The organism is Actinomadura viridis, assembly GCF_015751755.1.
In the GTDB taxonomy this organism is placed as follows: Bacteria; Actinomycetota; Actinomycetes; order Streptosporangiales; family Streptosporangiaceae; genus Spirillospora; species Spirillospora viridis.
The window spans coordinates 7172427-7185427 of the sequence record NZ_JADOUA010000001.1 but is presented as its reverse complement, the minus strand read 5'-3'; the positions used below and the strand labels follow the sequence as shown (position 1 = coordinate 7185427).

Below are 13001 nucleotides of genomic sequence, written 5' to 3'. Positions count from 1 at the left end.
GGTGCGGGCCCATGCCCATTGATCAAGACCTTGTACCTCGCTGGTGCCGCCCGCTCAAAGGAACGATCCACCGATGGCCGTCCCGGGGATGGTGCCCCCAGCACATGACATCGTGAGGATCATTCGAGGGAGGTGCACACTCCATGCCTGCCGGGCCGGTCCGAGGGGTCCCCCCGAGCCGCCGACGGTGCCGGTCAGCTGGCGACGAGTTCGCTCTCGTCGGGTTCCACCGACCGCTCGTACGCCTCCTTGGCGGTTTCCAGCAGGTCGCGCCACGAGCGCACATCCGGACGCCGCCGCAGCAGAGCCCGGCGTTCCCGCTCCGTCATGCCGCCCCACACACCGAACTCGATCCGGTTGTCGAGAGCGTCGGCGAGACACTCTGTACGCACCGGGCAGCCACGGCAGATGAGCTTGGCTCGATTCTGCGCCGCTCCCTGCACGAACAGGGCGTCTGGATCCGCGTTACGGCAGGCGGCGCGGGCGGTCCAATCCGTGATCCACATCTTGGCCCCACTCCCCTAGGGTCTGTGTCGATTTGCGCTCCTTGGCCGGACGGGCGCGGACGTCAGGCCGCCAAACGAAAGCCGTGGGGAAGAACTTACGGAAGCGAGGGGGGATTCAACAGTCCCCGATGGGCCCATTCTCGATATAGCCCTCCAGGGCTATACCGCCGGAACGGACTAGTTACCTCTCCTTGACGCTTGAGCGTCCCCAACGGTTGACACGAAACCGAAGGGCGTTCGGACATACCGGTCCCGGCCTCCCCCTCCCGGGTCGGCCACCCGCGCACCCTGGGCACCCCGCCCATCTCCACGCGACCATCACGCCAGGTGTCCCGTATGCACCGCTCGTCCCCGCGTACCCTAGGCATGTGCACGGTGCTAATAGGGATAGGCGGCAGGCCGTCGCCACGCTGTTCCGGCTCATCGGAGCGGGTGTCGTCGCGGGCGTCCTCGTCGCCTTCATCGCGCTGCCGGGCGTCGGGAGCGCGGGGCTGACCGCGCGCGACGCCGCCAACAACTTCGAGAACATGGACGGCGAGCTGAAGACGTCGCCACCGTCGGAGAAGACGGTGATGTACGACGTCAACGGCAAGGAGGTCGCCCGGTTCTTCGACAAGTACCGCGAGTCGGTCCGTCTCGACCAGGTCGACCAGATCATGAGACAGGCGATCATCGACATCGAGGACTCGCGCTTCTACGAGCACGGCGCGCTCGACCTCAAGGGCACCATCCGCGCGATGGCCTCCAACGCCAACTCGGAGCAGACGCAGGGCGGCTCCACCCTCACCCAGCAGTACGTCAAGAACCTCCTGGTCGACAGCGCGAAGACCGAGGAGGAGTACCTCGACGCCACCGCCCCCACGGTCGGCCGCAAGCTGCGCGAGCTGCGCTACGCGCTCGACGTCGAGCAGCGGCTGACCAAGGACCAGATCCTCGAGGGCTACCTCAACATCGCCTACTTCGGCGCCGGGGCGTACGGGGTGCAGGCCGCGTCCAAGCGCTACTTCAGCAAGCCCGCCAGCAAGCTGAAGCTGGAAGAGGCGGCGCTGCTGGCCGGCATCACGCAGAACCCCACGGCACACGACCCCATCCGCAACCCCGACTCCGCCCGTAAACGGCGTGACGTCGTCCTTTACCGGATGGTGCAGCTCAACCACATCACCAAGGCGCAGGCCGACGCCGCCGCCGCCAAGCCGATCGAGCTGAACGAGACCGCTCCGGTCGGCGGCTGCGAGACCAGCAAGGCCCCGTTCTTCTGCGAGTACGTCAAGTACGACGCGTTGCGGATCCTGTCCGGCGGCAAGTACTCCTCGCTCAAGCCGAAGCAGCGCCAGGACATCGTCAACAAGCTCAACCGCGGCGGCTACACGATCCGCACCACGCTGGACATGAAGGCCCAGAACGCCGTCGACCGGGCGCTGCGCAGCCAGGTGTCCCCGACCAGCAACCGCGTCGGCGCCGAGGCGATGGTCGAGCCCGGCACCGGCTACGTCAGGGCCATCGGGGTGAGCAAGCGGTTCGGCGCGGGCAAGGGCCGCACCACCCTCAACCTGGCCGCCGACACCGCGCACGGCGGCGGCTTCGGCGTCTCCGCGGGCTCGACGTTCAAGACCTTCACCCTGGCCGCCGCGCTCGACCAGGGCATCCCGGTCAACACCTCGATCAACTCGCCCGAGACCATGAGCATCTCCGGCTTCCAGCCCTGCCGCTACACCGGGGAGTTCGCCGGCAAGAAGTACGACAACGAACTGCTGGGCGGCGGCTCCTGGCCCTCGGTGTCCAACGCGGGCGACAGCGAGGCGGGCACGTTCAACCTCAAGAACGGCACCTGGCACTCGGTCAACACCTTCTACGCCCAGCTCGAGAAGCGGGTCGGGGTCTGCAACGCGGTCAGGATGGCCGAGAAGTTCGGCATGAAGCGGGCCGACGGCAACCCGATCGCGCCCCTCCCGTCCCAGGTCCTGGGCGTGAACGACATCGACATGGTCCACCTGGCCGCCGCGTACGCCGGCTTCGCCGCCCGCGGCAAGTACTGCGCGCCGATCGCGATCACCGAGATCGTCGACTCCGAGGGCAAGCAGGTCAAGGTGCCCAAGCGCGACTGCCGCCAGGTCCTCGACGAGGCCGTCGCCGACAAGGTCAACGAGATCCTGCAGGGCGTGCTGACCAAGGGCACCGCCAAGGGGCGCGGCATCGGCCGTCCCTCCGCCGCCAAGACCGGCACCTGTGAAGAGCACAGCTGCGCGGTGTTCGCCGGCCACACCCCGAACATGGCCGCCGCAGCCGCCTTCTGGGACTACCGGGGCCCCTGGAAGTACAAGGTGTACGGCGTCTACGGCGCCGACACGCCCGGGGCGATCTGGCAGCAGAGCATGCGCGGCGCCCTCGCCGGCAAGCCCGCCCCCGGGTTCGCCCGTCCCACCCAGGACTTCGGCGACGCCATCCGGGTCCCGGACGTGAAGGGCATGTCGGTGGACGCCGCCAGGGCCCGCCTCGAAGCCGCCGACCTCCAGGTACGGGTCTCGCCCCGTCCCATCGAGTCGGACGCCCGCAGGGGCACCGTGGCCTCGACGTCACCGGGCGCCCAGGCCGAGGTCGACCCCGGCACCACCGTGATCCTCTACCTCAGCAACGGCCGCCGCGGCGACCGCGGCGACCAGGGGCCACGGGACCGTGGCCCGGGCGGCGGCTTCCAGTGGCCCTGGGAGAACTGACCCGGAACCGGCGCCCGGCCTTCTCGGCCGGGCGCCGTTCTCATCCGGCGGACAGCTGACGCTTGACCTCGGCGGCCACCCGGCCGCCCTCGGCCCGTCCCGCCACCTTCGGGTTCACGACCTTCATGACCTGCCCCATCGCCCGCGGCCCCGCGGCGCCGGTCTCGGTGATCGCGGCGGTCACCAGCGCGGCGAGCTCGTCCTCCCCCAGCTGGGCGGGCAGGTACTCCTCCAGCACCGCGCCCTCGTCCCGCTCGGCCCGCGCCTGCTCGTCCCGCCCGGCGTCGCTGAACGCCGTCGCGGCCTCGCGGCGCTTCTTGGCCTCCCGGGTGAGGACCTTGACGACGTCCTCGTCCGACAGCTCGCGGGACTTCTTGCCGGCCACCTCCTCGGTCTTGACCGCGGTGAGGGCCATCCGCAGCGTGCGGGTACGCACGTCGTCGCGGGCCTTCATCGCCGTCGAGAGATCGGTTTCCAGCTTCTCCTTCAGGGCACTCATGACCACAATCATGCCCGCCCGGCCACCGGTGTCTCACCAGGATTAACCGCCGTACGCGCCACTGCCCGACTCTGGGACGATATGAGGCAACGGGTCCGGGTCCTGGGAGGAGAACCGTGCGAAAGCTCTACGCCATACCCCTCGGGCTGGCGGCGACCGGCGCGGCCACGTTCGGATACGCGTCCGTCGTGGAACGCAACTGGTTCCATCTGCGCCGCTTCGACGTCCCCGTCCTGCCCCCCGGCCGTCCCCCCGTCAAGATCCTGCACATCTCCGACGCGCACCTCACCCCGGGCCGCAAGCGCCTGATCAGGTGGGTCCGTTCCCTGGAGGAACTCGAACCCGACCTGGTCGTCAACACCGGAGACACGCTCTCCCACCGCGACGCCATCGGCCCGTTCCTGGACGCCCTCGGCCCCCTCCTCGACCGGCCGGGCGTTTTCGTCTACGGCTCGAACGACCTCTACTCGCCGGTCTTCAAGAACCCCGCCCGCTACCTCTGGCGCACCAGCAAGTCCGACTACAAGAAGCGCCGCCGCGAACCCGACCTCCCGTACCGCGAACTGGGCTCCTCCCTCCAGGCCGCGGGCTGGCTCGACCTCAACAACCGCATCGGCCGCCTCAAGGTCGGCGAACTCGACATCGAGTTCGGCGGCATCGACGACTCCCACATCAACCGCGACCGCTACGACAAGATCGCCGGCCCGGTCGACCCGCAGGCCGACGTCCACCTGGGCGTCATGCATTCCCCCGAACCCCGCAACATGGACCGCTTCGCCGCCGACGGCTACGACCTCCTCCTGGCCGGCCACACCCACGGCGGCCAGGTCTGCGTCCCCTTCTTCGGCGCCCTCGCCACCAACTGCGGCATCGACCGTCCCCGTGTCAAGGGCCTCCACAAGCACCGCGGCTCCTGGCTCCACGTCTCCGCCGGCCTCGGCACGTCCCCCACGGCCCCCGTCCGCTTCTGCTGCCCGCCCGAAGCGTCCCTCCTCACCCTCGTCCCCCGCCAATAGGGGACGCACCACCCTCCGGCATCCGCTACAGTGGACGAGGCGCCGGGAAGTCGTACGACTCCCGGGCAGCCACCACCGGGGTGTAGCGCAGCTTGGCAGCGCGCTTCGTTCGGGACGAAGAGGTCGTGGGTTCAAATCCCGCCACCCCGACACAAAGGTGCAGGTCAGAGGCCGGTTCTCCATCACGGAGACCGGCCTCAAGATCTTTCGACCCCCATCTGACCCCGAGCCTAGCCGTGACCCTCTGGTCTCCAGGGTCACACGTCATCACTCCCAGGCACGTCCCGGCCCCCGTCAATCCCGATCTGAGACGCTGACTGCAAACTCCCCCACGTTTGATCATCAACTACTGGACAGCGCAGCGGCAAGCCGAGTTGTTAGCGAGGATCGATCACTCCCTCGCGCCCTCGTCCAAGCATGAGCGGCAACGTGTGGCGTAGACGGTGCGACGCTTGGTGAGGCACCGTCAAAGATGCTTCGAGTTCAATCACGCTTCTTCCTCTACGTGCCGTTTGTGCTCCGAGTGGCTCTCAGAGGGTGCAGCGCGGTGGGTGTGCCAGTGCTCGGTCAGCCATCCTGCCTGGCCGGGAGTGGGGGGGTGGTGGAGCGGTTGGCTTTGGAGGCGTTCGTACTCGTCGTAGCAGGAAGCGGGTGGGCCGACATCGATGGTGTGGGTATCGGGGTTAATGGCAAGTTGCCCGAGGTCGAAGAGGCGGTGAATGTCGCGGCGTAGCAGCATGCCGCCGTCGGCGTCGTGGGTGGCATGTTCGGCGTAGCTGTACAGGTGGGCAGCTTCCAGGACAGCTTCGGGGGCGGGGCCTGTGAAGGTGCAGACCGGGCCGTGGCTTTGGAGAAGTGCACGGCGGAAGTTGGCTTGGCCGATGCGGACCCTGACGGTGGCGTGGGTGTGGCCGCCGGCTAGGCGATCCTGGGTGGCGTTCAGGAGCCGTTCGGGCAACACAGCCGCAGTGTCGTGGGCCAGGACGTGGGTGAAGGCCGTCCAGTTCAGAGGCCGGAGACTGAGTTGCGACTTGGGGCTCAGGCACAGCGCGCGGAGCTGGTCTCCGGACAGTGCTCCGGCCAGGTCGATCCATGCGGCGTCGTGCCGGGATCGGTAGGTGGTGACCTGGATGGTGCGGGAGGCTGGTGTGTCGAAGGTGGCTTTGCAGTCGTAGCATTTGTAGCGCGGGGTCAGGCTGTCCCGTTCGCCGATCTTGGATTTTTGGCAGGTAGGGCAGCGGTGCAGCCGTTTGGTCGCGCTGCTTGTGGTGATCTCCTCGATGACCGACACGCCCAGCAGGACGGTCCTGTCCCAGACCGCGATGATGTCTCCGACCGCGACGGCGCGAGAGTTGGGGACGGTGTCGTCCCAGCTGTAGTGAGCGCTGGGAAGGTCGTCGTAGCCGTCGTTGCTGCCGTGGTGGCGTTTACCCGACACCGCCAGAGCCAGCCATGCGGTGTGGTCGCTCATCCCCTCTCCCCCGCGGTTTCCTGGGCGGTCTCGATGTGCTGCACGGTGACGCTTGTGCCGAAGGCGTGGGCGGCGTCGAATAGCTCGGTGAGGACCTGAGCGCCCCAGGCGAGGTGTTCGGCTGTTACCCGGGCGGTCCAGGTGCGGTCGCGGTCGTTGTAGTGGGCGACGCGCCGCAACTGGGCAGTCTGTGCTTCGAAGTCAGAAGTTGGCAGGTTGGTGTTAGTGGCGATGGTCAGTTCGAACACGGGTGTGGATGCGGAAGTGGTCACACGAGTAGCCTGACCTACCTCGCCGACATTTCGGGTTTTGCCCGGCAAGTGTCGACATGCCAGTATCGGCCGTATGGTTGCGGCTTGGAGTTTCCTCACCGTCGCAGAGGCAGACCAGCAGTTCGGCGGGAATCTCGGCTACGAGGACGTCCTCGGTGAGCGGTACCTGTGGAACAACACCGTGCCCAACTACCGGGCGGTGCAGCCCGGCGACTTGGTGGTGCTGCGCGACAAGACCTGGGTCCTAGGGCTGGCCTGGGTGGACGACATCGCCCAAGGGCCGGGCAAGAAGGTGCTGCGGCGCTGTCCGCAGTGCACCGCTACATCGATCAAACGCCGGACCACCAAGACCCCGAGCTTCAAGTGTTCGGGGTGCGGTGCCGAGTTCGACAACCCGGTCACCAATGTCCTGGACGTGACGGTCTTCGAGGCTGACTACGCGCGGACCTGGCGTCCGCTAGATCCCCTCAGGCGAGTGGAGCAGATCCAGGGGTTGTTCCTCAACAGGTCGGGACAGCAGTCCATCCGCCCGATGGACCTGGAAGGGGTCCGTACCGCTCTCACCGGCTCGGCCGGGGCCGGGCCGCTGTGGTGGAAGGAGGACGGCGGGCTCCGCCCGCCCATTCCGGGCGGTCACACCCTCATCCTGCACAAGGCACGCGTAGGCCAGCAGCAGTTCCGCCAGCGGATGCTCGAACGGTACGGGTCGCGTTGTGCCATTACCGGCGACCAGCCGGAGGAGGTGCTGGAGGCAGCCCACCTCTATCGGTACGCCACCACACCCCACCACGACCTCAACGGAGGGCTACTCCTGCGCCGCGACCTGCATGCCCTTCTGGACCGCGGTCTGCTCACCATCGACACCACCACCTGGACGGTCCAGCTCGCGCCACGCCTCCGCAGCCCCAAGTATGCAGACTTCGCCCCGCTCCACGGCCAGCCTCTGAAGCTCCCCACGTCAAAGCGGCCGGACAGCACCTACCTCGACGAACACCACAAGATCGCCACCGAGGCATGGGCCGTCTAACCTGACCGACCCGGGCCAGGTGTCCGGGCCGGCGTGCGCCCCACAGGATGTACTAGGGCCTGTTCGTAGTTCGGATCACGGGAGGGCCGGCAGGCTACGTAGCCAGATGATGCATCCGCGCAGGTGGAGTCCGGCGAGGTAGCTGTCGGGGGTCTTGTCGTAGCGGGTGGCCAGCCCTCTCCATTCCTTGAGCTTGTTGATGCAGCGTTCAACGGTGTTGCGGTCTTTGTAGAGGTCGGCGTCGTGGCTGACCGGGCGGCCTCTGAGGTTCCCCCGGTAGCACGGACAGCTTGATGTTGCCCCGGCGTTACGGGACAGGCTCTAGCCGAACAATTCCGGCACCTGACGCCCTCGGCGAGCAGCCCATCCGGGATCTCCTGGCTCACTACTGTCCCGAACTCCGCGTCCTGAGCTGACACCGTCCGTCCTCCCTCAAGACCCGATCCGGGCGGGACGCCGAGCGTCGCCACAGGCGTGCTGCGCCGCCGTGGATGACTTGGCAAAAGTCGGTCAGCGGCCATGGGGTCGCCTATGCGCCCATGCTCCTCTTCCCCCAGGGAGAACACGCGACCCATCCGCCAACCTGGTCCGCTCCGCAGGGGATCGAAGACCTGCTACACCGCCGAGGCGACCTGTCGACTACCTGGAACTCGACGGTACCGGCAACGCGAAGGTCTACAACGGACAGGAGGAGCTGACGGGGCCCGGCATCTTCCTGATCCTGGGTCCTCTAACTGCCGCGGGATCAGCGGCTCCGCCTCCTCCAGCGGTTCGTGCGGCTCCTCTAGCTGCATGTCGGTCATGGTCGGTTCCGTACCGCCCTCCACGGGCAGGCGTCACCGCGAACAACTCAGGCAAGCTGACGTCTCATCTGGCTTCTCAGGCTCCAGACTCCTCTAGAATGACCTCCGGTCGCGTGCCGAAATTGTGGTTCGAGGCCAAGATTCGGGAGCTTACGGACTGCCCTGAAACCTGACAGAGCGGCATGAACACCCCTGTGGCACTTGACAACAGAGGAGGGCCTTGCCCTGCTGAGGGCGTCTGTGGTCTCCTGGTGCTCGTTGTTGTTGCCAGCGCGAAGGAGAGGTCTGCGTCGTGCAGGAACCGCACTACGGCGTACCTCTTGAGCGCAGCGACTATCTGGAGCTCAAGCGTCACCGGAACAGCTGCACCCCCGAACGGTTCTCCGCGTGGCTAGAGAAGCACGGCGCGGGGCGGCGTCTGGCCTTGGACCTCTTCTCCGGGGCTGGTGGCCTGAGCCTGGGGCTCCAGCGCGCAGGGTGGACGCTCGCAGCTGCAGTCGACTACGACGAGCGAGCCCTGGAAACCCATGCCGCGAACTTCCCGGGCATGAGCTTGCACATGGACTTGGGTGATCCTGCCGAACGCGACAGGCTCGAGGAAGTCCTGGAACCTGCGGTGGGAAAGATCGATCTTGTGGCCGGCGGCCCCCCCTGTCAGCCGTTCAGCAGGGCCGGTCGCAGCAAGATTCGTCACCTCGTCGAGCATCACGGCCGCGACCCGCACGACCTCCGCAAGGAGCTGTGGAGCGCCTACCTGGACGTGGTTAAGAGGATCAAGCCTCGCGCCGTTCTCATGGAGAACGTTCCGGACATGGGGCTCGGTGACGACTTCTTCGTGGTCCGAGTGATCGAACAACAGCTGGAGGAGCTCGGGTACGCGACCGAGGTGCGTCTGGTAGACGCATGGCGGTACGGAGTTCCCCAGCACCGGAAACGGTTGATCCTTCTGGCCAGGAACGACATCGAGAAGTTCGAGTGGCAGTCGGCGTGCGCTGAGGACGAACGCACCACTCTTCGCGAAGCCATCGGTGACCTCCCGCCCCTTCATGCAGTGCCGTTGGAACGGGTCGGTGAGCGCAGGCTGCGCTACTTCACCCCGCGCGAGCTACAGTCCTCATTCGCGGCAGAGATGCGCAAGAGAGCGCCGCAAGAGGTCGTCTGGGATCACATGTCCCGCCGGGTGCGGGAGGACGACTGGATCATCTTCAAGAAGATGAACTCCAAGACCCTGTACTCAGAGATCGACCCGGAGCTCCAGCGGTACAATGCTGACGATTTCACCGACAAGTACAAGAAGTTGGACTGGGAGGATCTCAGCAGGTCGATCACGGCTCACATCGCCAAGGATGGATACTGGTACATCCATCCGGATCAGAACCGAACGCTGACCGTCCGCGAAGCAGCCAGAATCCAGACCTTCCCCGACCGGTTCCGCTTTGCAGGAACTCGCAGCGATGCCTTCCGGCAAATCGGCAACGCGGTACCCCCTTTCTTGGGGGAGGCGGCAGCCAGGACCCTGCTTCCCTCAGAAAAGAGCAATAGCAGGGTCAGCCTACAGCCGTACTGGCGCACGGTTCGCCATGAGCTGACTATCTGGGCAGAGCGTCAGCGCGACAATGGCGAATGGCACCAGCTTCCCAAGCTGTACCCACTGCATGCATCCGTTGTAGCTGTCCTCTCCAGCGCCCGGATACGCCTCGATCAGCTACGTAAGATCGTCGCTACTGTTCAGAACGAATCCACTCTGACACAGAGTGCTCTCGATTCACTCCTCGCCGAGGTACCTACGGAAGCCACCCGGAAACACATCCAACGACTGGCTGTGCTGCTGGACGACTCCGACGCTTGGTCCCAGGAACGGCGCAGGGAGATTCCTGAGCACCTGAAGATGAAGAAATCCGAGTCGAGGCTCTACCTTCTACTGATCGACGATGACCTCCTCTGGGTAGGCCAGAGTGCCTTGCGCGTCGCGGCTCGACTGAACGACAGTTCCTCGGATCTTACTAACCGGTTGAGTGATGGACGTGTCGATCTCGTGAGACTGGTGGGTGCAGGTGAGAAAGCACCTCTACGCATGGCAGCGTTGCGGTTGATCGGGAACTCCCTGTGCCGGGCCAGACAGCCGATCTGCCACGAGTGTCCCCTCGCTCAGTTCTGCAAGTGGCGCAAGCGGGCCGCTCCGGATGACCTTTTCAGCGCGGCTCTGAACCCGGAAAGCGCCGGATAGTCGGTCCCTCCACTGCTGTCTGCGCGGGAGCTGTGCATTCCTTTCCCACTTTGAGCGCCGCCTGTGTGACGTCAGAACGGATCTCGCACTCCCAGATCCGGACGACCGTCCAGCCCGCGGCCTTCACGGCTTCCGTGTTCCGCCTGTCTCGCTCCCTGTTCGTATCGATCTTGTCCTTCCAGCGCTGCGCGTTGGGCCCCTTGAAGTTCTTCGGTCCATGCTCCGGGCATCCGTGCCAGAAACAACCGTCAACGAAAACGGCTACACGGTATCGGGGCAGCACAAAGTCGGCCGTACATCGGGGCAGTACCTGCTTTTGGAGACGGAACCTCAGCCCCAGACGGTGAACGGCACTTCTCAGAGCGATCTCTGGCTTGGTGTCCCTCACACGCCGGCCGCGGAGGTGCTCCCCTTGCGAGGTGCTGACCCACTTCCGGTCAGCACCCCTTCCTCCTTGCGTCACGGTTCCGGCCTCAGGCCCACCACGGCCGCCGGCCAGGAGAGTGTCACGTCTCCTCCCGACTGGAGACCGGTAACCGTCCGAAGTTCTCCCACAGTCTGACCTCCGTCCACCTGTTTGATTCTAAGGAAGCTCAATCGCCGCATGGAGCGTGCATGGAAGACCCGTACCCGACCCGCACCATCCGACAAGAGCCAGCAGCAATCGCCTTGGCCACCGCGCTGTTGAAAGCCCGAGGGCTCCGAAGATCAACTCGAAGCCGTCCAGACAACTCAGCGGCGTACGCGTTGTGCCACGCGAAGGTGGAGCAGCCCCACACAGATCATCTACGCCAGCCAAGCCCTTTTAGTACCATGCTCCGGACGAGAGGTTTCGGCTGGCGTGAGGTGAGTTGCAACTCGCTCACCCCACGATGCCCGAGGAGTCCTGCCACATGCCGCTCCACGGGGCCCACAGACGAGTCGACCACACAGGACTGACCGGGTACGGAGCGTGAAGATGGACTTCGACGTTGCCGCCCCCGACCCTGCCGGCATGGTGGCATCGCTCAGTTCGCTCGGCTACTCGCTCCCCGCCGCCGTCGCCGACCTTGTGGACAACAGCATCTCGGCAGAGGCCAGGAACATCGACGTCGACTTCACGTGGGGCGGGCAGAACTCCTGGATCGCCGTGACTGACGACGGCCGTGGAATGACCCAGCCCGAGCTGGTGACCGCTATGACGGTGGCGGCCCGCGGCCCCTCTGCTGAACGGAGTGCCACGGATCTCGGCCGTTTCGGTGTGGGGCTGAAGACCGCTTCCTTCTCCCAGTGCCGCAAGCTCACCGTAGCCACGGCCAGGGACGGGGTCTGGCATGTCCGGGCATGGGACCTCGGTGTCGTGGAGCACTACAAGGAGTGGAGACTCCTCCGTGATCCCGGCGATACGACCACGGCCCTCCTGCATCAGATCGCAGGAAACATGCAGCACGGAACCGTTGTTCTGTGGGAGCAGCTTTCTGGCTACCACAACACCGACGTGACCAGCAGCGACGAAAGGACACAAGCCCAGTTTTATGCGGAGGCTGAGCGTACCGAAGCCCACCTCTCGATGGTCTTCGCCCGTTTCCTTCAGCGTCCGGCCCGATGCCGGATCAGGGTGCGCGGCTCTGGTCTCACGCCGTGGGATCCGTTCCTGTCCACACACCCGTCGGTACAACGGATCCCTTGGGAGCCCTTGCCGCTGGGATCGGTGTCGGTGCGTGTGGAGCCCTTCGTCCTTCCGACGCCACAGCGTCTCTCGGAGGCCGAGTACGAGTCGGCTGCTGGCCCGAAGGGGTGGCTGGGGCAGCAAGGGTTCTACGTCTATCGTCGCGACCGCCTGATCCTGCCCGGTGGCTGGCTGGGGATCCGCGGCCTGCGGCACGAGGAGAAGTACAACCTGGCGCGGATCGCCGTGGACATCCCTGCAGAGGCCGACGCCGACTGGAGCGTGGACGTACGCAAGGCGAGCGTGGTACCCCCCGTCTCCTTGCGTGGCCACCTGGCGAGGATCGCCAGGTACACCCGCGACGCAGCCTCCCGCTCCGCTCGGCAGCGTGGACAGGTGGTGTCGCGGGCACACGGCGACCCCCTGAGGTTCGCCTGGAACGTGAAGCGTCACGACGGCCGGATCGTTCTGCGTATCAACAGAAAACACCCCTTGGTGAAGGCCGCAATAGACGGCCAGGGCAGCAAAGCGGGCGATGTCCGCTCAATGATCCGTCTCCTTGAGGAGACGGTCCCGGTCACGGCGCTCCGCATGCTCCATGAGACCGACACTGTCGACGATCCCGAACCCTTCGGCGGTCCAGGGCCAGCTGCTCCGGAGACCGTCGACATCGCCCGCCGGGTGTACGAAGTGCTCCTTAGCTACGGCCACACCCCCAAGGACGCCCGGGGAGTGCTCAGCTCCATGTCCCCCTTCGACGAGCAAAAAGGTTTCTGGAACTCCTGACCACCGGTAGTCCCCCACCCCGAACCGACCCG

At 66.0% G+C, this 13001-nt stretch carries 10 protein-coding genes, 1 tRNA gene and 1 pseudogene; 6 read left to right on the top strand and 6 right to left on the bottom strand.

Translation table 11 applies throughout. The features are described 5' to 3' along the window. Positions 1-194 precede the first annotated feature (194 nt). Positions 195-506 (bottom strand): WhiB family transcriptional regulator, encoded by a 312-nt coding sequence (locus IW256_RS32620; protein WP_197014603.1) that lies wholly within the window; start codon positions 504-506, stop codon positions 195-197. 368 nt (positions 507-874) lie between these two features. On the opposite strand from IW256_RS32620, the gene IW256_RS32615 reads away from it, so the two are divergent. Beyond that, entirely contained in the window at positions 875-3220 is a 2346-nt protein-coding gene (locus IW256_RS32615) for a penicillin-binding protein (protein WP_197014602.1), read from the top strand. A gap of 40 nt (positions 3221-3260) precedes the next feature. Here the strand turns inward: IW256_RS32615 and IW256_RS32610 are convergent, their stop codons facing one another. Beyond that, positions 3261-3719, bottom strand: a complete 459-nt coding sequence (locus tag IW256_RS32610; RefSeq protein WP_197014601.1) for a GatB/YqeY domain-containing protein — start codon at positions 3717-3719, stop codon at positions 3261-3263. A gap of 116 nt (positions 3720-3835) precedes the next feature. Between IW256_RS32610 and IW256_RS32605 the strand changes: the two genes are divergently transcribed. Further along, positions 3836-4735, top strand: a complete 900-nt coding sequence (locus IW256_RS32605) for a metallophosphoesterase (protein ID WP_197014600.1) — start codon at positions 3836-3838, stop codon at positions 4733-4735. A 76-nt stretch (positions 4736-4811) separates the two neighbouring features. Continuing rightward, positions 4812-4885: transfer RNA gene (locus IW256_RS32600), tRNA-Pro, on the top strand. Between the two features lie 337 nt (positions 4886-5222). Here IW256_RS32600 and IW256_RS32595 read toward each other — a convergent pair. Then, entirely contained in the window at positions 5223-6206 is a 984-nt protein-coding gene (locus tag IW256_RS32595) for an HNH endonuclease signature motif containing protein (RefSeq protein WP_197014599.1), read from the bottom strand. Beyond that, positions 6203-6454: a hypothetical protein gene (locus IW256_RS32590; RefSeq protein ID WP_197014598.1), complete on the bottom strand. Its 252-nt coding sequence runs from the start codon at positions 6452-6454 to the stop codon at positions 6203-6205. Before IW256_RS32590 ends, IW256_RS32595 begins: the two co-directional genes overlap by 4 nt. Before the next feature lie 97 nt (positions 6455-6551). Here IW256_RS32590 and IW256_RS32585 point away from each other — a divergent pair, with 97 nt between their 5' ends. Beyond that, complete coding sequence (locus tag IW256_RS32585) at positions 6552-7505, top strand: HNH endonuclease (protein WP_197014597.1); 954 nt, start codon at positions 6552-6554, stop codon at positions 7503-7505. Between the two features lie 75 nt (positions 7506-7580). Here IW256_RS32585 and IW256_RS32580 read toward each other — a convergent pair. Beyond that, positions 7581-7781, bottom strand: a pseudogene (locus IW256_RS32580) (IS5-like element ISMt1 family transposase); the annotation flags it as partial. An 819-nt stretch (positions 7782-8600) separates the two neighbouring features. Between IW256_RS32580 and dcm the strand changes: the two are divergent. After that, the gene (dcm, locus tag IW256_RS32575; RefSeq protein WP_197014596.1) at positions 8601-10535 is read left to right on the top strand and encodes a DNA (cytosine-5-)-methyltransferase; all 1935 of its coding nucleotides are present in this window, start codon (positions 8601-8603) and stop codon (positions 10533-10535) included. On the opposite strand, the gene IW256_RS32570 is transcribed toward dcm, so the two are convergent. Further along, complete coding sequence (locus IW256_RS32570; protein ID WP_197014595.1) at positions 10501-10998, bottom strand: very short patch repair endonuclease; 498 nt, start codon at positions 10996-10998, stop codon at positions 10501-10503. The two genes, dcm and IW256_RS32570, sit on opposite strands and share 35 nt — an antisense overlap. Before the next feature lie 495 nt (positions 10999-11493). On the opposite strand from IW256_RS32570, the gene IW256_RS32565 reads away from it, so the two are divergent. Next, complete coding sequence (locus tag IW256_RS32565) at positions 11494-12969, top strand: ATP-binding protein (RefSeq protein WP_197014594.1); 1476 nt, start codon at positions 11494-11496, stop codon at positions 12967-12969. Positions 12970-13001 lie beyond the last annotated feature (32 nt).

Bases quoted from the DNA above. Each gene is read 5' to 3' on its own strand.
- IW256_RS32595 (WP_197014599.1), bottom strand. From the start codon at position 6,206: ATGAGCGACCACACCGCATGGCTGGCTCTGGCGGTGTCGGGTAAACGC.
- IW256_RS32610 (WP_197014601.1), bottom strand. From the start codon at position 3,719: ATGAGTGCCCTGAAGGAGAAGCTGGAAACCGATCTCTCGACGGCGATG.
- IW256_RS32620 (WP_197014603.1), bottom strand. From the start codon at position 506: ATGTGGATCACGGATTGGACCGCCCGCGCCGCCTGCCGTAACGCGGAT.
- IW256_RS32585 (WP_197014597.1), top strand. From the start codon at position 6,552: ATGGTTGCGGCTTGGAGTTTCCTCACCGTCGCAGAGGCAGACCAGCAG.
- IW256_RS32565 (WP_197014594.1), top strand. From the start codon at position 11,494: ATGGACTTCGACGTTGCCGCCCCCGACCCTGCCGGCATGGTGGCATCG.